Below are 22,472 nucleotides of genomic sequence, written 5' to 3' on the forward strand. Positions count from 1 at the left end.
GCTAAACCAAGCTCGGCTCCAACAAGGCCCCCTGCATCCGGCTCAGCCAGTCGATCAGGTTCTCTAGCTGGAGGTCGGCGCTGAGGGCCCCTAGGCCACGGACGGTGACTTTGCCGGAGGTGTAGACAAAGCGGGGTTGCAGGTGGCTGGGCAGCTTGTCCTTCAGCAGGTTCCAGGCGGGTTCTTCCATTGGCGTTTCTAGCACGACATGCTGATTGCCGTCGGGCTTGATGCGCGAGAAGCCTAGTTTCTTGGCAATCTGCTTTAGTTCCACCACGCGGAACAGTTGCAGCGCGGCGGGGGGAATGGGGCCATAGCGATCGCTCCAATCCACCGCAATCTCGGTCAATTCCTGCTTGGTCTGGGCAGCGGCGACGGCGCGATAGGCGCTCATCTTTTGATCCAGGTCGGGGATATAGTCGGTGGGGATGAAGGCAGTGAGGCGTAGGTCGATCTGGGTGTCGTCCACCTGGGGAATTTCCTGCCCGCGAATTTCCTTGATGGCTTCCTCCAGCATTTCCATGTACAGGTCAAAGCCGATTGCGTCCATCTGCCCCGACTGCTCCGCGCCTAGCAAATTACCCACGCCGCGAATCTCCATATCGCGCATGGCCAACTGATAGCCAGAGCCAAGCTGGGTAAATTCCTGAATGGCGCGCAGCCGCTGACGGGCGGTTTCCGTGAGCTGGCTTTGTTTTGGGTAAAATAGCCACGCATGGGCCTGGATGCCCGCGCGGCCGACCCGTCCCCGGAGTTGGTAAAGCTGGGACAGACCGAACTTCTGCGCGTCTTCGATCAGAATTGTATTCACACGGGGGATGTCCAGCCCCGATTCGATAATGGTGGTGCAGACAAGGATATCTGCCTCGCCGTTGTTGAAGGTGAGCATGGTGGCTTCCAGTTCGCCTTCCTGCATCTGCCCGTGGGCGATCGCCATCCGCACCCCCGGCACCATCTCTCGGAGCTTGGCGGCGGTTTCCTCAATGCCCTCCACCCGTGGCACCACGTAAAACACCTGCCCACCGCGATCGAGTTCCTGCCGAATTGCCGTCCGCACCATCTCCGGATCGTAGGGCGACAGGTGGGTCTTGATGGGGCGGCGGGAGGGCGGCGGCGTGGTAATCAAGCTCATTTCGCGCACGCCCGACAGCGCCATGTAAAGCGTCCGGGGAATCGGCGTAGCGCTGAGGGTCAGCACGTCTACCTGGGTTTTCAGGGTTTTGATTTTTTCCTTTTGGTTCACGCCAAAGCGCTGCTCTTCGTCTACCACCAGTAGCCCCAAGTCTTTGAACTGCACGCCCTTACCCAAAAGCTGGTGCGTCCCCACCACCACATCCAGTTCCCCAGAGGCGAGGCGCTTCAGGATGTCCTGCTTTTCGGCATTGGTGCGAAAACGGTTCAGCAGACCGACCTGAATCGGGTATGGGGCAAAGCGCTCCTTCAGGGTGTGGTAATGCTGCTGCGTCAGGATCGTCGTCGGCGCGAGCAGGGCGACCTGTTTCCCAGCGGTGATCGCCTTGAACACAGCGCGGATGGCGACTTCCGTTTTGCCGAAGCCCACGTCGCCGCAGACCAGCCGATCCATCGGGCGATCGCCCTCCATATCCCGCTTCACGTCCTGAATCGCCTTGAGCTGGTCGGTCGTGGGCTGGTAGGGGAACGAGTCTTCCATTTCCTCCTGCCAGGGCGTATCCGGCGGGTAGGCGTGGCCCTGCTGCTGGGCCCGCTGGGCGTAGAGTTGCAACAGGTCAAAGGCAACTTTCTTAATCGCCTTGCGAACCTTTTGCTTGGTGCGTTCCCAGGCTTTGCCCGTCATCTTGCTGAGTTCGGGTTTGCCCTCGCCCACGCCGCGAAACCGCGACAGCGCATTCACCTGATCCGCCGCCACCCGCAGCAGCCCGTCGGCATATTTCAGCACCAGATATTCGCGGGTTTCGTTGTCCAGCGTCAGGCTTTCCAGCTTGATGAACTGGCCAATGCCGTGGTTTTTGTGGACGACGTAATCACCCGGTTGCAGTTTGTTCGGGTCAACTTGTTTGGAGGCGGCGCGGCGACGCTTGCGGACGTAGCTGGGCGTGGCCAGGGTGTGCTGCCCAAAGAACTCGCGGTCGGTGATGACGACGATGCGGAACGTTGGCAGAATGAAGCCCTCTAGCTCTGCCAGACCGGAATACTTCACCGCTGTCGGCACGCGGTTCGCCTGGAGCCGATCGATGGCCGGATAGTCGTGGGGGTTGGGGATGAACTGCGCCGGACAGTCGTGTTCTTGCAACAGCGCCACCGACCGCGACGGCTGCGCCGAAATCAGCCAGATCCCAAACTGGCGATCGCGCTCCTGGCGAATCGTCTCTGCCAAGCGCCCAAACTGGTGCGGCACGGCGGGAACCGGGCGGCTCGCCAGGTTCAGCCCGCTGCCCTCCTCCGCCAGTTCGGAAAGGTGTAGACACAGAAAGCGATCGCACGCCGCAAGGGACTCCGTAAACGGTCGGTGGGTCTTGGGGAGGGTTGGAGCCGGGGGAGATTGCGCGGCCAAGCCGTCGCCCACGGTCCCCTGCCCCCCGCATATCTCGCGCCAGTGGTCTTCTGCATGGTCAAACCAGCGATCGCCATGCGCCTGACACTGCTCCACCTCATCAATGGCGACCAGGGTATTCTCTGGTAAATAATCCAGCAGCGACGCGGGCCGCTCAAACGCCAGCCCCAGAAACCGCCGCGCCCCTTCCAGCCGCCTGCTTTCCGCCAGCCGCTCTGCTTCTTCCGGGGATAGGTACGGCTTGAGAAGCTCCAAACTTTCTGCCAAATCGCCCTGACCGCTGGCCCCCAACCCTAACAACACCATCGGCGCAAAATCCGTTGCCGTCAGCACCAACTGGGGCACATTGTCGAGCGATCGCTGGCTGGCGGGGTCAAACTCGCGGATCTTCTCTAGCTCATCGCCAAATAGCTCCAGGCGCACGGGCAACTCCGCCGCCACCGGAAACACGTCGATAATGTCTCCCCGCTGGCTCCACTGCCCCTCCGTTTCCACCATCGCTACTTTTTCGTAGCCCAGCAGCGCCAGTTGGCGACTGAGGGATTTCAGGTCAATTTCCAAGCCCTGGGTCAGCGTGATGCAAAACTGGCGAAACGTCTCCACAGGCGGCAGGTGCGGCTGGAGCGATCGCTCGGTGGACACAATCGCAAGCTGAGACAGATGGGGCGACGACTCGACCCGCGCCAAATCTGCCAACACCTGCAACTGCCCCCAGGTCATCTCCGATTCGGGGTCAAAGGGTTCGTAGGGCGACGCTTCCGACGTGGGGTAGAAATGCACCGTGTTCCAGCCCATCGCCTCTAGTTGGGCCGTCCAGCGGCCGGCTTCCTCCAGCGTGGCGGCAATCACCAGCAGCGGGCGCTGGGCCACTTGGGCCAGGGTAGAGGCGACCAGTCCCTTGGGCAGGCGGGCGATGCCGTTGAGAATGAGGCGGCGCTGCTGGTTCAGCTTGGTGAGCAGTTCGGCCGTGAGGGGCGATCGCCCCATGACGCGACAAATTGACGAAAACACCATAGCAGTTGGGATTTCGGAAGACGGTGATTGAGCAACGGATTGAGCAAAGACTGTTGACCATTGTAAAGCGCTGCCAGAGATTCAGGATTTGGGAAACCGCCTCCGGAGAGATGGGTCAGGGCCCAAGATGTAGGAAATCGGTTCCAGATGCCGGGTCAAATCCGTCGCCGGCCCCCTGGCCGCTCGCGAGAAAATCTGCTGATCCTACAATTTCACCCTGGCCGAGGTGCTACCTTCGTCTATAAGTTTGCGAGATGCGCTTGCGAATTTGGCTGGCGAAACCTGACTGGCGAAACCTGACTGGCGAAACCTGGCTGGCGAAACCTGACTGGCAAAACTAAGCCTGCAAGCGCTTGCAAGCTTGCCTTAATTTCTAAACGCAATGTGCGACGTTGCTGATTCCCCTCCCCCTTTTCTGGTATGCCGAAGGCTTCAAGCTCTCTCCCAGAGCAGGAGAGGGACTTCCAGCCTCTCTTGCTCCCCTGCTCCCAGCTTAGGAAAAGGGGTTCGGGGAGGAGGGCAGCTTGGAAGTTGCACATCGCATCGTTGCACATCGCATCTTCGTGACTTCCGAAAACGTTATCTATCCCCTTTTGCCGGACGCTGGTCGCCGCCGGATACTGCCACCAATGCCTTCCGTTGCTGTTGAAGTTTTAATCGTGCTGCTGCTGATTTTGGCAAATGGCATCTTTGCGATGTCGGAGATGGCGATTGTGTCTGCCCGCAAAATCCGTCTTCAGGAGATGGCCGAGCGAGGCGACAAAAAAGCCCAGGCAGCGATAGAACTGGCGACTTCTCCCAATCGGTTTCTCTCAACGGTGCAAATTGGCATTACGCTCATCGGCATTCTGGCGGGCGCGTTTGGCGGGGCGATGATTGCGAATACCCTGGCAGGGGCGATCGCCCAGGTTACCGCGCTTGAACCCTACAGCGGGGCGATCGCCCTCAGCGTCGTCGTCCTGACGATCACCTACCTCTCGCTGATTATTGGCGAACTGGTGCCCAAGCGCATCGCCCTCAGCAACCCCGAAAAAATCGCCAGGGCAGTCTCTCGCCCCATGCGCTGCCTCTCGTCTCTAGCCTATCCGCTGGTGCATTTATTAAGCGCTTCCACCGAAGGCATCCTGAAACTGGTGGGTGTAAATCAGTCTTCTGATGAACCCCTGGTGACGGAAGAAGAAATTAAGGTGATGGTGCGCCAAGGCGCAGAGGCCGGCATGTTTGATGCAGCCGAGCAAGACATGGTGGAGCGAGTGTTTCACCTAGGCGACCAGCGCGTCAGCGGCCTGATGACTCCGCGCTTGGAAATTGTCTGGCTAGACCTCAATGACCCCGAACACATTAACCGCCAAAAAATCATTGAAAATGGACATAGCCGCTATTTGGTTTGTCAGGAAACGCTAGACAACGTGCTGGGCGTGGCTCACGTCACCGATCTACTCTCCCGCAGCCTGTCCGACCAGCCCTTTGACCTGGCGGGCAACCTGCGGCAACCGCTGTTTGTGCCCGAATCCAGCCCCGCGCTGAAGGTGCTGGAGTTGTTCAAACAGTCCAGCACCCACCTAGCCATCATCGTGGACGAATACGGCGTGGTGCAGGGCATTGTCACGCTGAATGACGTGATGGAGGTCATCATTGGCGATGTGCCGATGGCAGACCACGGGTTTGAAGCCGCCATCGTGCAGCGCGAGGACGGCTCCTGGCTGCTAGACGGCATGTTGCCCATCGACAGGCTTAAAGAACTGTTCGACCTTGACGAACTGCCGGATGAAGACCGAGGCAACTATCAAACGCTGGGAGGCTTTGTAATCATGCAGCTTGGCCGGATTCCCGCCGCCGCTGACTATTTCAACTGGCACAACCTGCGGTTTGAGGTGATGGATATGGACGGCAATCGCGTAGATAAGATGCTGGTGATGCCAGTGGTGCAGAAGGAAGATGGCAGGCTGGGGGAATGAGTTGCGAATCGGGAAAACAGCGGGATGATGGAATCAGGCAATGCTGGGAGATGCCAATCCCCCTACACCCTCGATACTTCGATACCCTAATCTTCCAACGCTTCCAATGCTCGAACTCTTTTTGGCGGAACTGCGCCGAAGCTGGATTCAACTGCTGCGATACTCCACCGAGGCGATCGCCGGAATTGTCATTACCACCGTCGTGTTCTACGGGCTGTTTCTGAGTGCGCGGTATATTGCCGGGCCAAACTTGCAATTTGGCGATCGCCTTGATGCTGTGGTGATTGGCTACGTGCTGTGGACGCTGGCGCTGTTCATCATGAGCGACGTGGCGGGCAACTTGCAGCGCGAGGCACAGACGGGCACGCTAGAGCAGCTATTTCTATCGCCCTATAGCCCGCCCCGGCTCTTCCTGACGCGGGCGCTAGCCAGCCTAACGATTCAACTGACGCTGATTGCCTGCATTCTCGGCGTAATTTCCTTGCTCACGGGAACGCGGCTGTCCTTTCCGCCTGCGGTGCTGCCTGCCTTTGCCACGGTGCTGCTAGGAGCCTACGGGCTGGCCTTTGCGATGGGGTCATTGTCGCTCTTGCTAAAGCAGGTACAGCAGCTTTTGGGAATCTTTCAGTTTGCGCTGCTGTTTTTGCTGGCGGTGCCGTCGGAAACTTGGTCAGGGCCAATGCGGCTGCTGGGGCTGCTGCTGCCGATGGCTCCGGGTGCGGGGCTGATGCGTGATGTGATGGCGCGGGGTGTGCCGCTCAAGGCCGACAACTTTGGGCTGGCGCTGCTGAATGGTGCGATTTACTTTGCCCTGGGGCTGACGCTGTTTCACCTGGCCGAGCGCGAAACCAAGCGGCGCGGTAAGCTGGCGGGCTACTAAGGCGGGCTACTAATAAGTAGGTGGACATTAACAAACATAAAACCCAAAGACCCTGCGCCGCCCGCTGCGCGGGCGGCGCAGGGTTCAGGATCTGTTTTTAATCTGGTCTATTTACTTAGAAGTCTGGGAACAGATAAGAGTTCTGGGAACAGATAAGAGTTCTGGAAACAGAAAAGAATTGAGGAATATTGCGCTGATTTTTCTGAGATGGTAGGCTATGAACTTTCAAGCCCGACTTTTGGGCGAATAGCGTCCAGAAACTCTGGTTTTCTTTGAAATTCTCTAATGAATTCATCAGCGACTTGGCGGATTTTGTTCAGCCTTTTATGTCGATTTGATGCAGTCTAGCGATTCAGGTGACTTTGTAGCGCAAGCCTGGTATCGATTCTCGATTTTAGATTTGCGATTTCGGAGCGCTAGTCAAGCCTCTGCGTAACTCCCAGGCATCTCATCCAGCACGACTCTCAGGAAACTCGATAGGGTGTATCCCACTTTTGTAACCCTCATTTTGTAACCCTCACCCTAAATCTCTCTCCCGCTTTGGGAGAGGGACTTCCAATCCGGCTCCCCTGCTCCCAAAGCGGGAGCAGGGGCTGGGGGATGAGGGCAAGCTTGCATAACTGGGATGCGCCCACTCGATATAAGCCCCAATCTCTAACTCTTAACTTCCAATCCCTGGTCTCCAAATATGCCTGAAGGCCCCGAAATCCGCCGTGCTGCGGACGAAATTGAACGTGCCATTACTCGCGAGCCTGTCCAAGATATTTTCTTTGCCTTTGAGCATCTGAAGCCCTACGAAGACAAACTGAGGGGCGATCGCATTCTAAACGTGCAAACCCGCGGCAAGGGAATGCTGATTCGCTTTGCCTGCCAGTTGAATATTTACAGCCACAATCAGCTTTATGGCATCTGGTACGTCCGCAAAGCCTACGATTTCCCACAAACAAAGCGTCAACTCCGCCTTGCAATTCACAACAGCCAAAAATCTGCCCTGCTCTACAGCGCCTCGGATATCGAAGTGCTGCGAGAAGACGAGTTAATACAGCACCCCTTCTGGAGCCAGGTCGGGCCCGACGTGCTAGATTCTGCCGTCAGCGTTGAACAAGTCGTCGCACGATTGCTCGATCCCCGCTTTCACCGTCGCGGGCTGGTGTCGCTGCTGCTAGATCAGAAATTTCTCTGCGGCCTGGGCAACTATCTCCGCAGCGAGGTGCTGTTTGTGGCGGGTGTGCATCCCAGCCTGCGCCCGATGGACTGCACCCCAGAGCAAATAACTGGACTGGCTGAGGCGGCGATCGCCCTCGCCCGCCAGTCCTACACCACAGGCGGCATCACCAATGACCTGGCCCGCGTCGCTCAGCTCAAACAGCAAGGCCTCAGCCGTGGCCAGTATCGCTTTCATGTGTTCAACCGCGACGGACAGCCCTGCTGGGTATGCCAAACGCCCATCGAGAAGAACATACTGGGCGGACGACGGATTTACTACTGTCCGGTTTGTCAGAGCAAGGGCGTAAGTCCTGTCTTTACTTAGAGGATGTTTGGAAAGTCCCACTGTTTGTAGCAAAGCGTGCAGATCCCCCTAAATCCCCCTTAAAAAGGGGGGACTTTAAGGCGGTTTCCCCCCTTTTTAAGGGGGGCTAGGGGGGATCTCTGAGTGCTTAACATTACAGGCGATACCTTTTCAAACACCCTCTTAGATAGCGCTTTAAGCAGCGTTCTAAATGAAATGGCTGAAGGCCCCAAGAGGCTTGACTGACACGCCAAAATCGCCCATCCAAAATCCAAAATCGCCCATCCAAAATCGTTAGTATCCCAACTCGCTATCACGCTTCCTCAGACGTGCGACAATAGGCTACGATCTTTTTCCTTTTTTGCTCCTGGAATCCGATTTGGCATGGCGCTTACCAATTTGCGATCGCTCCGATTTTTACGCACAACACAGCGGCCGAGTTTGTCGGTGCAAATGATGTGGGTGGGCGTGGCGATCGTGGCAGTGTTTGTGCTGGCGGCGCTGCTGGCTCCGCTGTTTCACACCTGGGGCTGGCTGCAAGACCCGCTGGAGGCGCTGGCGAACCCAATTCATGAACCACCGTCGGCGGCACACTGGTTTGGCACCGATCGACAGGGCTACGACATTTTTGCTCGCACCCTCTATGGCGCACAGGCAGCGCTGAAGGTAGTGGTGCTGGCGACGGCGCTGAGCGTGCTGGTGGGCGTGCCGTTGGGAATGCTGAGCGGCTATTTGGGCGGCTGGCTAGACCGAGTGCTGCTGTTTCTGATGGACACAATCTACACGCTGCCGGGGCTGCTGCTGTCGGTGACGCTGGCGTTTGTGGTGGGGCGGGGCGTGCTAAATGCGGCGATCGCCCTCAGCATTGCCTATGTGCCGCAGTATTACCGCGTCGTGCGAAACCACACCGTCAGCGTCAAAACCGAGCTATTTATAGAAGCGGCGCAGTCGATGGGTGCGTCCACCTGGCGCGTTTTGAGCAAGTACCTCTTTGCCAACGTGATCCAGAGCGTGCCCGTGCTGTTTACGCTCAACGCCGCCGATGCCGCGCTGACGCTGGGAGGACTCGGCTTTTTGGGACTAGGCTTACCCGACCAAACCCCCGAATGGGGCGCAGATCTTCGCCAAGCTCTGGATGCACTGCCAACGGGCATTTGGTGGCCCGCCCTCTTCCCCGGCCTCGCCCTAACGCTATTGGTCACGGGCCTCTCCTTGGTCGGCGAGGGGTTGAATGAGTTCATTAACCCCCTGCTGCGGCGAGAAAACTGGAAGTAAAGTCCCTATGCCTTATGTAATCGGCATCGACCTCGGCGGCACGGCGATCAAGCTGGGTCGGTATGACGCTCAGGGAACGTGCGCTGCATCCGTCACCGTGCCCACGCCACAACCGCCTCAGCCAGAGCAGGTGGTCGAGGCGATGGTGGCGGCGATCGCCCAGGTTGACCCCCAGAACGAGGCGATCGCCCTTGGGGTGGGCACGCCAGGCCCAGCAGACGCAGCGGGTCGGGTGGCGCGGGTGGCAATTAACCTCGGCTGGCAGGATGTGCCCCTGGCGGACTGGCTGGAGGCGAGGACAGGCAAACCGACGGTGCTAGCCAACGATGCCAATTGTGCAGGGTTGGGCGAAAGCTGGCTAGGGGCAGGGCGCAACTTTCGCGACGTGATCTTGCTGACGCTGGGGACGGGCGTGGGCGGGGCGATCGTGCTGGATGGCAGGCTGTTTTCGGGGCGACAGGGCACGGGCGGCGAACTGGGGCTAATCACGCTCAACCCGCAGGGGCCAGAGTGCAACAGCGGCAATCGCGGTTCCCTGGAGCAATATTGCTCGGTGCAGGCGATTCGACGGCGCACGGGGCTAGAGCCAGGAGAACTGGGCCGCAGAGCCAAGGCGGGAGATCGGGAGGCGATCGCCTTTTGGCAAGAATACGGACGCGACCTCGGCGCGGGCATCGCCAGCCTGGTTTATGTCCTCACGCCAGAAGCGGTGATTCTCAGCGGCGGCATCAGCGCCAGCTTCGAGTTCTTCTACCCAACGCTGTGGGAGGAACTGCAAACCCGCGTGTTGCCCAGTTCCCGCGAAGGACTGCGCGTGTTGCCTGCTGCCCTGGGCAATCAGGCCGGTGAGGTGGGTGCGGCCAAGCTGGCGTGGGAGTTGGTGAGGGCACAGGGGTTGCGAAGCGATGGCCTGGAGCAGGCTGATGGGATGGAGTCGCCGCTCCCCAACTCCCTCCGCCAACTGGAAATGGCCTACTGGCTGGCTTCTGAACAGGCGCGATTCCATGCCGGGTTTCTGGCGCGGGTGTCTCACGAATTGCGATCGCCCATTAACGGCGTAATCGGGCTACAACAGTTGATTCTCAACGACCTGTGCGATAGCCCAGAGGAGGAGCGTGAGTTTGTGCGACAGGCCAATGGCGCAGCCCAAAAGATGCTGGGGCTGCTGGATCAGGCGATCGCCATTTCGCGTATTTCGCAAGACTTTCGCAAGCTGGAGCTACAGCCTGTACAGCTTGCGGGAACGTTTCTGGCAGTGGGCGATCGCACCCAACTTTTGGCCCGCAACCGCAATTTGCAGCTAGAAATCCTCCCGCCCAGCCCAGCGTATTACGTGCTAGCCGATCCGCAGTGGTTGCAGCAGGGATTGGTGAGCCTGGTGAGCGGGGCGATCGCCACCATGCACGACGGCTCAATTTGCCTAACGGCGGAAATTGACGCACCCACCAAGCTAGCCCGGCTAATCCTGGAAGACACGCGCCCCGCCGAAGCCTGGCAAGAACCCCTCGACCAGTTGGCTGCTCTGTCGCAAAACCCCAAAATTACCCGCAGCAGCGGCTATGTGCCTGTGGCTCAGCTTTCACCGGGATCAAGTCTGCTGGCATTTCAATCCATCCTGGAGGCAATGGGCGGACGGCTGGAATTGCTGAATACGCCCACCGAAAATAACCCCCTGTCGCGCTTGCAAATAACCCTGCCCCTGATTCAAGAAGAAGACTCAGGGTTTTAATCCATCGAAAAGAGATGGAAGAGCCACTGAAGAGGGGAGTGTTGCTAAACAGAAGCATAATATTCGTGCTTAGGCTTCTTGCGGTTCTCACCCTAGCTCCCTCCCAAAGGAGAAGGAACAAGAGTTGTGGCTTCCATCTCCCCACGAAGAAGGGTCAGTGGATGAGGGCAGGTTGGATGTTGCACATCGCGTTGTTATCGGTTGATTGCCAGCTAGGAGGTCGGCAAGTTAGACACACTCAGCCGCAGGCGATAGTTCACCGGAGCGCTAGAAGCCGTCGAAACGCGCACAAAATAGGTGCTGGGCATAAGACCCGTCAGGCTAAACTTGCGAACCCCCCCCAGCACGGGAAACGACAGCTTTTGCCCGCCAAACCTCAGCACTCTGCCCCTGGCATTTAGCACCGCAAGCTGAACAGTCGGCGCACCCGACTTGCGAAACACAATCTGCATGGTAGACGGATTTTTCACCACCAGTCGATACAGGTCGCGGTCTGACCGACTGACCGAATCCAGTCGATTGAACTTTCCGGGGATCGGCCTGACCCGTAGCGCAGATCCCAGCGTCCCTCCGGGTTCTTGCTGAGAGGCACGGGCGACGGTTCGCACGCTGAGCGCAGCCAGGGGCGAAGATCTGGCAGGCACAGAAAGACTGCGATTAGCGAAGAGGTTCGATTTTAGAGGCTGAGACATGACGATTTTCGACGATTTTCAAAACAGGAAGACTTATAGCTTATCCCTGGAAATACGGAAATGACGATGTGCTTTTTATAAAGCTTAAATATTCTCAAAAATTAGACCACCAATTCCCAAACGATTCTTTCGTCTTTTGTGCGATCAGGCTTGAGTGGGGAAGGATTGTAAAGATAAGGATTGTAAAGATATTGTTATGGAGTCCACAGCATAGTGTCGGGCGCACAACATGCTGTAAAAGTGCAGCTTGGTGAAGCTTATAGGTGAAGCTTATAAAGGTGAGCCGCTTTGCTAGGGCTGGTGTGCCTTTGGGTTGGCGCAGTTTCCATGCAGTCAAAATCAACGCCCAAACGTTTGATCCCAAACGTTTGATTACGGACAGAACTTACGCATTTGCGATAAGCTCTTTGGGTTTTGGACAATTTCTCGCGGGCTGAGCCCGCGAGAAATTGTCCAACTGCGTAAGTCCTATAAATCCTAACGGAATAATAAAGATTAAAGAGGCGCAGGATGAATCGATTGAAGTGGCTGAGTGTCTTTGTTCTGATGGTGCTGCTGGTGGGCAGTTTGGTGTGGCCGGCGACGACGCTGGCGGCTCCGGGTTCCACCGTAATGTCTCCAGCCTCGCTTTCGATGGCCATGTTTGCTGAATCTTCTGGAGGTGCTTCGTTGTTTTCTTTTTCTGGATCGCGTCCCACCAATCTGGGAGTGAAGGACGGTAAGCTGGCAGCTTGCCCTGGCTCACCCAACTGCGTCAATAGTCAGGCTCCGGGGTCGGATGCCGAGCATTACATTGCGCCCCTGAGCTATAGCGGCACCCCGGCCGAGGCGATCGCCCGTCTCAAGGGCATCATTACCGCCATGCCGCGCACCCGGATCATCACCGAGTCTGATCATTACCTCTACGCCGAGTTCACCAGCGCCCTGATGGGGTTTGTGGACGATGTGGAGTTCTACGTAGACGAGGTGGCGGGCGTGGTGCAGGTGCGATCAGCCTCGCGCCTGGGTCAGTCTGATTTGGGCGTGAATCGCAAGCGAGTTGAGGAAATTCGGGCTAAGCTCTAGAGATTTTGGATTGGGGATTTTAAGTAGATAGACCAGATTAAAAAACAGATCCTGAACCTTGCGCCGCCCGCTGCGCGGGCGGCGCAAGGTCTTTGGGTTTTATGTTTATTAATGTCCACCTACTTAGATTTTGAATTGGGGATTTTAGATTGAGCAAGAGGGTTGGGGCGATCGCCCAGTTCTCTCTTCGCTTCTAGTCCAAAGTCCCTCTCGGTTTTCTGCAAAAAAAAGAGGCGAGAACGCAGCACATTCCCGCCTCTGTTTTGCTGTGCAAACCAAACTGTTTTGCTGTGCAAACCAAACTGTTTTGCTGAGCTTTCTCTCACCCTCTGCTGTCGATTCACTTCAGTGGCGTTACGAATAAAATTGCTGAACGCTTTGAAAACGCTCGACTAGCAATCCAAAATCGCAAATCCAAAATCCGAGAATAGAAATGACCTCCAGCCCTACAGGGGCTTGCCAAAGTTTTGCGTCCAGTAGTGGTAATAATTCACCTGGCCGGTGTCATTGGCAAGGTAGTGGTAGCCGATGCCGATGTCCTGATAGTTGGGATTGAGCATCGCCGCCCGATGTCCGGGGCTGTTGATCCAGGCATTCACCACAGCCTGGGGCGTGCTGTAGCCCGCGGCAATGTTTTCGCCCGTAAACGACCACTGATATCCAGCCGCCGTAACTCGCTGACTAAAGGTAGAGCCGTCTTTGCCCGTGTGGCTAAAGAAGTCCTGGTTCGCCATATTGATGCTGTGCCCCTGGGCAGCATTACTCAGCTTACTGTTGTAAGATAGCGGCCGTAGTCCGTTTTGCTGGCGAAACGCATTGGTCAGCCGCAGCACTTCGGCGATGAACCCAGTCGGCTGGGTTTCGCGAGTGCCACCACCGGAGGATGTATCCGATGGGGTCGTTTCCATTGCCAGGTTGTAACTGAGACTGCCGCCCTGGCTGCGGACTCTGAGGAAGAACGTACCCGTCAGGTTTTTGGCTGCTAGCGTGTTAGATTGCCCAGGGCGAATGAGCATTCTGCCTTTAACTTCATTGGCATCGAGGCGGCCGTTGTTGTTCAGGTCTTGAATCAGGTGGGCGATCGCCCCTGTGCCGCTGCCAGTTCCCGAAGCCCTAATAGTGACATTGCTAGCTCGGTTGAAATTGAGGCGGTAGATGTCATCCCGATCGCCAGAGCCGACCCATTCGCTGAGGTTCAGCTTTCCAGAAGAGAAGCGGAGCCTGCGGGCCGTTGCGAAGGTGTTTCCAGCGGTATCTTTCTGCATCTCAGTGGATGACGGCATATCGGGTGGACTCTTCCAGTAAGACCCATCCGTACAGTTAGCGCCAACCTGGTATACACGGAGACTCTTTACACTTAAATTACGAACTGTCAAGCGAATAAAAGCTTGATTTGAATTCGCCTGAATTCGTCTATTTCAATACCGTTGAAGGGCGATCGCCCATCCTAAAAAAGATATCAAATTTAGATATCGAATAATTCTGGACAGAAATTAATATACTTGCACTACCGCTTCTGTACCTTCAGGTATCGATTCAAACTGCGCCATACCGTGCAACTACGCGCAGGTTCGCATTGTCCATCGCGTCGTCCAAATTTGCACAAGCCGAATTTGAAAGGGCCAGCGCCGAGCGATCTGAAGTTTTGAGCCAGGCCCAAAGCTGATCGCCGATCGAAAAATGCCACCATTCATTGGGATGGCGACAAAAACCTGCCGATTGCAGGGCGGTGGCCAGGCGTTGGCGATTTTGGTGAGCGATCGCCCGCGTTGGGTCATAGCGGTCGGAAGTGGGGTCGGCGTAAGGCGCAAAGTAATCGGGGTAGGAGCGGGGGCTGAGTTCGTCAATTGGCGAACCCATGTCGGCGGGTTGACCGCTGGCATCGAGCAGGGTGACATCGACGGCTGCACCAGTGCTGTGGGGCGGTGGCGTGGCGGGATTATAGTTGGGCACGGCCCAAAACCGATAGACCTGCTGCCAGAAGTCGTGCTGCTGGGCCTCACTGAGCGTGGCAGGATCTAGTCCGTGCGATCGCACTAGGTCTTGAAAGGTATAGTCCACCATGAACTGCTGCACGGCGATGGGTCGATAGGCATCGAAGATCTGGATGCGCCAGCCGGGGCAGTTTTCCTGCAAGTTTGCCTGGGCTAGCCGCAGCCGCTCCAGCACGCCCTGCCGCACAAAGAACGGAGAGCGATCGCCATAGGGCGCACCCAGCACCGCGTAGGGATGGGGATCTACCCGCGCAAATTCGTCTGCGGGGAGTTCTACCAGCGGCTCGCCGCAGTCCTCAATTGCCACCTGATGATAGGGCTTCATGACTCGTGTGCGGGAGAAGGATCAGGATTGCCCAGCCCGCTTTCGCCCGGTGCGTCGCTCTCTTGCCCCCCGACGACCCGATTGCGACCTAGCGCCTTTGCTCGCAGGAGGTTTTGATCGGCCCGGCGCAGCAGGCTGATGCCCCGCGCATCGTCCTGCACCACCAGCGATGCAGTGCCCGCGCTGATAGTGATGTTGAGATCCAGAGAGTCGTCGATAACAAAGGGCTGGTCGCTGATGAGCCGACAGATGCGGTTGGCGATCGCCTCTGCTTCCTGATTCCCCGTATCGCTGAGAATAATCACAAACTCTTCGCCGCCATAGCGAAATGGCGTGTCATAAAAGCGCAGGTTATGCCGCAGCCGCGAGGCAATCAACTGCAAAGCGCGGTCGCCCACCAGATGCCCGTAGGTGTCGTTGATGCTTTTAAAGAAGTCTACATCTAGCATCAGCAAACTAATGGGCATTCCCCGCAGCCGCGCATTATGAATCTGCCGGGGCAGTTCCCACTCAAAGGCGCGGCGGTTGTTTAGCTCGGTGAGCGGGTCCGACAGGGCGATCGCCGATAAAATATCGTTGGTGCGGATTAACTCTCGATGGTTTTGCACACGCCGCAGCCCCGCCTGCACATGGGCACCGATCAGCGACTGATCGCTTTTTTCAGACGACTTATTCTGCAACTCGGCTCGCCACAGCTCTACATAGGCATCCGCCCCCATCATCAGGGCCGAAGTTTCCAGGTGCGCGTCATCTTGGGGGCGATCGCCCAGTTCGTTCGGCGCAGGCGGCTGCCGATCATCCACCACCACGCAATAGATCCACGCCAGATGGCTCTGCGTCTTAACCCGCTGGCACAGATCCAGGCTGCCCGGCTGAGTCGCTTGGATAATCAACAAGTCGGGCTGCTGCGCCTGAATCAGCGGCGTCGCTTCGTGCGGATTAGGCGCAACCTCTAGAGTAAACGCTGCCAGATCAGGGGTTAGAGCCGAAAGGGATGCCAGAAATTCGTGATCCCCCACAATGAGAATCGAAGCGTCCATGGAATGCGGAGCCTACCTCGAAAATCTAAAAGACCAGTCGCCAAATTGATGAATCGCCTGTTTGCCTAAGCTAACAAATGCCTAAACAGCTTGAAGAGAACCCTCTCCAGCCGCTAAATCATCTTCAGAATAGAAAATAGGGCGTATCGTTCAGACTCAGCTTTGCAAAAGAAGTCTTGCAATAGCAATTTAGTCAGATCCCCACGCTGCGTAGGGCATTAAAAATAGAATCAACACAAGCTCAGCCCGGTATAAGCATTCTCTAACGAATGACACTACGGATGAGAATGGATACATCAGCCGAATCTGTCATTTCGGAATTTGCAGAATAATTTTCATGCTTTTCTTAGGTTTTTCAATCATGCCCACATTTAAAGGTATAAAAATATACTCAATTAAATGCGATTCATTCAGCCTCAAGCTGCACACCTCCATGAATCCGGGCGTTTAATATAATCCTGAAACAGGACTGAACAGTAAACAGGACTGAACAGTAAGGACAGCAACTCCTGAAGTGCTTTTATCCGGATTCATCCTTGATAAAAGGAACTCCGCAACAGGTACCGCGCAGGCAAATACTGCGATACAGATAATGCACAACCCAAGATAGTGAGAGGAGTAACGTGCGAGGAGCAAAAGCACAAACGGACAGCGCAGCCCATCTCAGAAGCCACACACGTCAGTCAAAGCAGCTAAAGTCCAGATCCCAACTGCAATAGCCTGTACAGCAACATACAGGTCAACGGTGGGTTTCTGTGGGTTTCAAAATGCAAAGAAACCAGGATCAGGACAAATAGGCAGGGCTGAGTCCGCGATGGGCGGGGTCAGCAAGACTCCGAATCTCCACAATCTGCAACGCCTGCATCGGTCGCCAGTAATGAAATACCTGCTAGATATCCACTGGATCTGCATTAGCGCCAAATTTGGTTCAATAAAGCCCTGCTTTGGAAGATTTCGGTCAGTTATCCCAATAGCCACACTTGAAAATACCACAAACCTGCCACATTAAAACATAGAGAAATCTCAGGACACTTATCATCAAAAACGTCACTCTAGGCCTACTTGAAAACCCTTCGATCCCCCCTAGCCCCCCTTAAAAAAGGGGGGAACCGAGCCGAACCACTCCGGAAGTCCCCCTTAATAAGGGGGATTTAGGGGGATCGACTCAAGGCAATCAACGATCTAGAAAGTTTTAAGACACTGCCTAGATTAATGTGAGATTGCTGACTGATTCTGCGAAGCTGGCTCTGTGAAGTCGTGAGGATGACACGCCGCCATTCATCATTGACATCCTTGAGACATCCCTGAGACACCCCTGAGAGGATATTTGAAAAGTCCTACTGTTTGTAGCAAAGCGTGCAAGATCCCCCTAAATCCCCCTTAAAAAGGCGGACTTTAAGGCGGTTTCCCCCCTTTTTAAGGGGGGCAGGGGGGATCTCTGAGTGCTTAACATTACAGGCGATACCTTTTCAAACACCCTCTGAGACACCCCTGAGACACCCCTGATTGCTGATACTGCTGTCTAGCTGTTGGTTGCCTGACACAAGTCCTGAAGTCCTTGAAAATGCGTTTCCCTGGAGTCGAAGCCCATAGCCTTTGAGTTGAAACCGGAGGACTTGGTCGAAGGGGCTTTTTGGCTAGTGTTCCCTATGAGAAATCAGAAGTTCCCAGAGATGTGTCAGGCAGTCAGGTCTAGCTGTCTAAATTGTCTAAATAAATTGTCTAAATAATGTGCTGTTAATCATGTGCTGTTGTTGATGTGCTGTGGCTGATACGGTGCTGATGGATTTTGTCAGGATACCCAAAGTCCAGCAAAATTCCCTCAGCATTTCCTGATTTTTGGGTTGCTGAATCTGCCAGCCAGATAGCAAGATCGTAGTAACCAGGATTTTTGATAAGATTTGCGTCGTTCCAATTGTGTGGCTTGTGGTGTGGCTTGCAATTGATCGGTTCGCGATTGGGTAGCTTGTAATTGTTTAGTTGGCAGTTGTTTGGCTTGCAAGCGTCTGCCTGAGCGATTTAGCAAGCCGTATGGGGTTCATCAAAACTCGTGCGATCGCCCCTATCCTGAGCCATATCCCCTTAGCCCAGCCCTGCCCGCCACTGCTTGCAGCCCTGATCTCCAATCCCTCTCTCGGCCTGTTTCGAGTTAACCTATGCCTAAATCGCCGCCCAAATCACCGTCCCGTTCTGCCGCTTCGACCCAGCCGCCCAACCTCAGTGGGGCGCAGATTCGCCAGACCTTTCTCGATTTTTATGCCGAGCGGGGGCATCAGGTTCTCCCCAGCGCCTCGCTGGTGCCCGAAGACCCAACGGTGCTGCTGACGATCGCCGGAATGCTGCCGTTCAAGCCAATTTTCCTGGGGCAGCGGGCCGCCGAGTTTCCCCGTGCCACCTCTTCGCAAAAGTGCATTCGCACCAACGACATCGAGAACGTCGGCCGCACGGCTCGTCACCACACTTTCTTTGAAATGCTGGGCAACTTTAGCTTTGGCGACTATTTCAAAGAAAAGGCGATCGCCTGGGCGTGGGAACTCTCGACCGAAGTCTTTAAGCTGCCTCCAGAACGATTGGTGGTCAGCGTCTTTCGGGAAGACGACGAAGCCTTCGCCATCTGGCGCGACCAGATCGGCATTCCCGAAGCCCGCATTAAGCGGATGGACGAGAAAGACAACTTCTGGCAGTCTGGCCCGACGGGCCCCTGCGGCCCCTGCTCCGAGATTTACTACGACTTTCACCCAGAGCGGGGCGACGATCATATCGATCTAGAAGACGACACCCGCTTCATCGAGTTCTATAACCTGGTGTTTATGCAATACAACCAGGACGCAGAGGGCAACCTGACCCCGCTATCCGCGCAGAACATCGACACGGGCATGGGGCTGGAGCGGATGGCGCAGATTCTCCAGCGCGTGCCGAATAACTACGAAACCGACCTGATTTTCCCGATTATCCAAACCGCCGCACAGATTGCAGGTCTGGACTATTCTGCCTGCGACGAAAAAACCAAAACCTCGCTGAAGGTGATCGGCGACCACGTTCGCGCTGTGACGCATCTGATCGCCGACGGGGTGAACGCCTCTAATTTGGGGCGGGGCTATGTGCTGCGTCGCCTGATTCGCCGTGTGGTGCGCCACGGGCGGCTGATTGGCATCGAGCAGCCGTTCATTACCCAGGTGGCCGAGTCGGCGATCGCCCTTGCTGAAGCCGCCTACCCCAACCTGCGCCAGCGCGAAAAAGCCATCAAGACCGAACTGGCGCTGGAAGAATCCCGTTTTCTGGAAACCCTGGAGCGCGGCGAAAAGCTGCTGGCAGACATCATTGCCAAGTTGCCTGCAAAGGGGCAAATTTCGGGACAGGATGCCTTCACGCTCTACGACACCTACGGCTTCCCGCTGGAGCTAACCCAAGAAATTGCTGAAGAAGCAGGGCTGACGGTGAACACCGACGGCTTTGAGGTGGAAATGGAGAAACAGCGCGATCGCGCTCGGGCAGCCCACGAAACCATCGACCTCACTGTGCAGGGCAGCCTCGACACGCTGGCGGAGAACCTGCACGAAACCAGCTTTTTGGGCTATACCCAGCCGCAAGCAGAGGCGGAGGTGAAGCTGGTGCTGGTACAGGGCAAGCCTGTGGACACGGCTGCTGCGGGAACCGACGTGCAGGTGGTTCTCGACCAAACGCCGTTCTATGCCGAATCGGGCGGGCAGGTGGGCGATCGCGGCGTTTTGCTGGGTGAAGCAGGGCTGCGGGTGCGCGTCCAAGACGTGCAAAAGGATGGAGCAATTTTCGTTCACTTTGGCACAGTGGAAGCGGGCACGCTGAAAACGGGCGATCGCCTCACCGCCCAGATCGACCTCGCCTGCCGCCGCCGCGCCCAAGCCAACCATACGGCGACGCACCTGCTCCAGGCCGCGCTGAAGAAACTCATTGATGAGAACATTGGTCAGCAGGGATCAATGGTCGCCTTTGACCGGCTGCGGTTTGACTATAACTTGGCGCGGCCGCTGACAGCGGAGGAAATTCAGCAGATCGAAGACCAGGTGAACACCTGGATTGCCGAAGCCCACGCAGCGGACGTGTCCATCATGCCGCTGGCCACTGCCAAAGCCAAGGGCGCAACCGCCATGTTTGGCGAAAAATATGCCGACGAGGTGCGCGTTATCGACTTTCCCGGCGTGTCGATGGAACTATGTGGCGGCACCCACGTCAGCAACACGGCTGAGATTGGTCTATTCAAAATCATCTCGGAAACGGGCGTGTCTGCTGGGGTGCGCCGCATCGAAGCCGTTGCGGGGCCTGCGGTGCTGGAATACCTGAACCTGCGCGACAGGGTGGTGCGCGACCTGGGCGATCGCTTCAAAGCCAAGCCCGAAGAGATTCCCGACCGCATCACCGCGCTTCAGGACGAGCTAAAGACGACTCACAAAGAACTCGCCGCATTGAAGGCAGAACTGGCGATCGCCCAATCGGATCAGCTAATCGACCAGGCAGAAGCGTTGGGCGATTTCAAAATCCTGGTGGCAGAAATGCCCAATGCCGACGCAGACGCGCTGAAAACCGCCGCCGAACGTTTGCTGCAAAAGCTGGGCGAAGGCGCAGTATTCCTCGGCTCTGCCCCTGCCGCCGATAAAGTCGCCCTTGTCGCCGCCTTTAGCCCAGCGGTCAATCAAAAAGGTCTGCAAGCCGGAAAGCTGATCGGGGCGATCGCCAAACTCTGCGGCGGCGGTGGCGGCGGCCGACCCAACTTTGCCCAGGCCGGCGGCCGCGACCCCAGCAAGCTGACCGAAGCCCTCACCGAAGCGCGATCGCAGATCCATGCCGCTCTGGGTTAGCCGCTCTGGGTTAAACGTCCGAACGAGATGTGCAACGTTGCCAACCTCCCTCCCCCTTTGCTGGTATGCCGAAGGCGTTAAGCCCACTCTGGAAGAAGCGGCTGGGGGATGAGAGGGGGCGGAATGCGAGATCAAATATTGCCAGGTTAATTAGGATCAGGACTGACGCACTTGCGATAAGCGCTTTGGGTTTTGGACAATGTCTCACAGGTTGCGCCCGCAAGACATTGTCCAACTGCGTAAGTCCTAAGGATGTCCTGATCGCTGCTGCTGTGGCTCTCCAAACCATTTGCGGCACAAAAACTCGAAGTATTCCTTCTCTTGCAGGGTTAGCAGGGCGCGATTGATCTCTTCGCGGAGTTCGTCGCCCTCCCGCAGGGCAATGCCGTAGTGTTCCCGACTGAGGCGATCGCCCGCCATCACTAGGTCAGGCTCCTGAGCCGTCAGGTATTCTGCCACAGGACGGTCTATCACAATTGCCGCCACTTCGCCCGACCGCAGCGCCCTCAGCGAGGCTTCCAAATCCTCCATTGGCACTCGCTTCACGGGCTTGGTTCGCAAAAAATAATCGGCAGTCGTGCCCTGGCTCGCGCCGATGGGCTGTCCGGCAAGATCGCTCAGGCTTTGCACCGGGGCAGCCTGCTGGCGAGCCGTCGTCATAGCTGAGATAAAGTCCGCCAGGATGAAAAAGCTAACCCCCATCCAGAGTCCCGCCACAATGCGCCCCGGCAAGCCCACAGGCGTTACGTCGCCATAGCCAAAAGTGCCCAGCGTCACCACGGCAAACCAGATGCCCTGCCCAATCCCCGCCAGCGGCCCCTGCTGAAAGTGGGGATTGTGTCGCCGCTCAAATAGCCAGATTAAGAATCCGACGACGATCGAGCTAAGCAAAACGCGGCCGACCGCTTGCAAGGCTCTGCCGCCGCCTAGATAATCGAGCAGCCGAGCAACCTGGGATTTTTGCGATCGCATCACGAGTAATTGCAGCCCCGCCTCATAGGTGGGGTGAGAAAAGTCGAGTCCTGTGGCTTCCCGATGGGCGGTGATGGAAATGCCCGCGATTGCCACATCGACCTCGCCTTGCCGCAGCGCATCTAGCAGTTCCGGCGTAGTGTCATAGACCACATACCGGGTTTGGGCGTTAATTTGCGGGGCGATCGCCGTCCACAGGTCAATGCTATAGCCCGTCGGGTTGCCCTGCTCTGCGGCAAACACAAACGGCTCAATCGGCTTTACGCCCACCCGGAGCGATCGCTCTGCCAGCATGGGCGAAGACACAGGAGACGGTTGAGCCGTCTGGGCCCAACTGGCCGCTGTCCCAACTACCTCTATCGCCAGCACACAGCCCACGGTCCACACTGCCGCCTTCCATGTGGCATCCCATCTCACGTTCCATCTCTGTTCCACGCAGACCCTCACGCCTCCCAAGCCGACATTGCACTAGCCATTGCACCCGCTTCCAATACGCCAGTTTCCAATACGATGATTGAGAATGCCAAGCATCCCGGCGACACAGGCTGCCAAAATCTCGCCAAAACCCGCCAAAATCCAAAATCCAAAACCCAAAAGCCACCTGATTTGCCGTTCCCAGGCAATTTCTCTAACAGGTCTTCCCATCTCCT

General features: G+C 56.7%; 13 protein-coding genes and 1 pseudogene. 8 read left to right on the top strand and 6 right to left on the bottom strand.

Annotated features, from left to right (window positions below; genetic code table 11):
• Position 1: 1 nt before the first annotated feature.
• Positions 2-3,547 carry a transcription-repair coupling factor gene (gene mfd, locus JTM80_RS11240; RefSeq protein ID WP_172358020.1) on the bottom strand — a complete coding sequence of 1,182 codons (3,546 nt, stop codon included), beginning with the start codon at positions 3,545-3,547 and terminating at the stop codon, positions 2-4.
• A gap of 629 nt (positions 3,548-4,176) precedes the next feature.
• Here mfd and JTM80_RS11245 point away from each other — a divergent pair.
• The 6 genes and pseudogenes from JTM80_RS11245 to JTM80_RS23470 all read left to right on the top strand — a co-directional run bounded on the left by JTM80_RS11245 (position 4,177) and on the right by JTM80_RS23470 (position 10,899).
• Positions 4,177-5,505 (top strand): hemolysin family protein, encoded by a 1,329-nt coding sequence (locus JTM80_RS11245; protein ID WP_172358019.1) that lies wholly within the window; start codon positions 4,177-4,179, stop codon positions 5,503-5,505.
• Positions 5,506-5,611: 106 nt separating this feature from the next.
• Positions 5,612-6,385 carry an ABC transporter permease gene (locus JTM80_RS11250; protein ID WP_172358018.1) on the top strand — a complete coding sequence of 258 codons (774 nt, stop codon included), beginning with the start codon at positions 5,612-5,614 and terminating at the stop codon, positions 6,383-6,385.
• 688 nt (positions 6,386-7,073) lie between these two features.
• On the top strand, positions 7,074-7,916 hold the full coding sequence (nei, locus tag JTM80_RS11255; protein WP_172358017.1) for an endonuclease VIII: 843 nt from the start codon (positions 7,074-7,076) through the stop codon (positions 7,914-7,916).
• A gap of 363 nt (positions 7,917-8,279) precedes the next feature.
• Entirely contained in the window at positions 8,280-9,170 is an 891-nt protein-coding gene (locus tag JTM80_RS11260; protein ID WP_172358016.1) for an ABC transporter permease, read from the top strand.
• 7 nt (positions 9,171-9,177) lie between these two features.
• A pseudogene (locus JTM80_RS23465) lies at positions 9,178-10,053 on the top strand (ROK family protein); the annotation flags it as partial.
• An 84-nt stretch (positions 10,054-10,137) separates the two neighbouring features.
• Complete coding sequence (locus JTM80_RS23470) at positions 10,138-10,899, top strand: HAMP domain-containing sensor histidine kinase (RefSeq protein WP_225906852.1); 762 nt, start codon at positions 10,138-10,140, stop codon at positions 10,897-10,899.
• Positions 10,900-11,111: 212 nt separating this feature from the next.
• On the opposite strand, the gene JTM80_RS11270 is transcribed toward JTM80_RS23470, so the two are convergent.
• Positions 11,112-11,543: a hypothetical protein gene (locus JTM80_RS11270; RefSeq protein ID WP_172358014.1), complete on the bottom strand. Its 432-nt coding sequence runs from the start codon at positions 11,541-11,543 to the stop codon at positions 11,112-11,114.
• Between the two features lie 558 nt (positions 11,544-12,101).
• On the opposite strand from JTM80_RS11270, the gene JTM80_RS11275 reads away from it, so the two are divergent.
• Complete coding sequence (locus tag JTM80_RS11275; RefSeq protein WP_225906826.1) at positions 12,102-12,656, top strand: DUF1499 domain-containing protein; 555 nt, start codon at positions 12,102-12,104, stop codon at positions 12,654-12,656.
• A 446-nt stretch (positions 12,657-13,102) separates the two neighbouring features.
• On the opposite strand, the gene JTM80_RS22720 is transcribed toward JTM80_RS11275, so the two are convergent.
• The 3 genes from JTM80_RS22720 to JTM80_RS11290 form a co-directional block, all read right to left on the bottom strand.
• Positions 13,103-13,939 (bottom strand): CAP domain-containing protein, encoded by an 837-nt coding sequence (locus JTM80_RS22720; protein WP_225906827.1) that lies wholly within the window; start codon positions 13,937-13,939, stop codon positions 13,103-13,105.
• A gap of 253 nt (positions 13,940-14,192) precedes the next feature.
• Positions 14,193-14,975 carry a M15 family metallopeptidase gene (locus JTM80_RS11285; RefSeq protein WP_205371198.1) on the bottom strand — a complete coding sequence of 261 codons (783 nt, stop codon included), beginning with the start codon at positions 14,973-14,975 and terminating at the stop codon, positions 14,193-14,195.
• Positions 14,972-16,015, bottom strand: coding sequence for a diguanylate cyclase (locus JTM80_RS11290; RefSeq protein WP_205371199.1), 1,044 nt, complete (start codon positions 16,013-16,015; stop codon positions 14,972-14,974). Before JTM80_RS11290 ends, JTM80_RS11285 begins: the two co-directional genes overlap by 4 nt.
• Positions 16,016-18,171: 2,156 nt before the next feature.
• On the opposite strand from JTM80_RS11290, the gene alaS reads away from it, so the two are divergent.
• Positions 18,172-20,850, top strand: a complete 2,679-nt coding sequence (gene alaS, locus JTM80_RS11295; protein WP_205371200.1) for an alanine--tRNA ligase — start codon at positions 18,172-18,174, stop codon at positions 20,848-20,850.
• 246 nt (positions 20,851-21,096) lie between these two features.
• Here alaS and JTM80_RS11300 read toward each other — a convergent pair whose 3' ends face one another.
• Entirely contained in the window at positions 21,097-22,239 is a 1,143-nt protein-coding gene (locus JTM80_RS11300; RefSeq protein WP_172358010.1) for a transporter substrate-binding domain-containing protein, read from the bottom strand.
• Positions 22,240-22,472 lie beyond the last annotated feature (233 nt).

Origin of the sequence: Thermoleptolyngbya sp. PKUAC-SCTB121 (assembly GCF_016919485.1) — a bacterium.
GTDB classification, from domain to species: domain Bacteria; phylum Cyanobacteriota; class Cyanobacteriia; order Elainellales; family Elainellaceae; genus Thermoleptolyngbya; species Thermoleptolyngbya sichuanensis.

Excerpts from the sequence above, each read along its gene's own strand:
- nei (WP_172358017.1), top strand. The coding sequence starts at position 7,074 with ATGCCTGAAGGCCCCGAAATCCGCCGTGCTGCGGACGAAATTGAACGT.
- JTM80_RS11250 (WP_172358018.1), top strand. The coding sequence starts at position 5,612 with ATGCTCGAACTCTTTTTGGCGGAACTGCGCCGAAGCTGGATTCAACTG.
- JTM80_RS23470 (WP_225906852.1), top strand. The coding sequence starts at position 10,138 with ATGGCCTACTGGCTGGCTTCTGAACAGGCGCGATTCCATGCCGGGTTT.
- JTM80_RS11275 (WP_225906826.1), top strand. The coding sequence starts at position 12,102 with ATGAATCGATTGAAGTGGCTGAGTGTCTTTGTTCTGATGGTGCTGCTG.
- alaS (WP_205371200.1), top strand. The coding sequence starts at position 18,172 with ATGCCTAAATCGCCGCCCAAATCACCGTCCCGTTCTGCCGCTTCGACC.
- JTM80_RS11260 (WP_172358016.1), top strand. The coding sequence starts at position 8,280 with ATGGCGCTTACCAATTTGCGATCGCTCCGATTTTTACGCACAACACAG.
- JTM80_RS22720 (WP_225906827.1), bottom strand. The coding sequence starts at position 13,939 with ATGCCGTCATCCACTGAGATGCAGAAAGATACCGCTGGAAACACCTTC.
- mfd (WP_172358020.1), bottom strand. The coding sequence starts at position 3,547 with ATGGTGTTTTCGTCAATTTGTCGCGTCATGGGGCGATCGCCCCTCACG.
- JTM80_RS11285 (WP_205371198.1), bottom strand. The coding sequence starts at position 14,975 with ATGAAGCCCTATCATCAGGTGGCAATTGAGGACTGCGGCGAGCCGCTG.
- JTM80_RS11245 (WP_172358019.1), top strand. The coding sequence starts at position 4,177 with ATGCCTTCCGTTGCTGTTGAAGTTTTAATCGTGCTGCTGCTGATTTTG.
- JTM80_RS11290 (WP_205371199.1), bottom strand. The coding sequence starts at position 16,015 with ATGGACGCTTCGATTCTCATTGTGGGGGATCACGAATTTCTGGCATCC.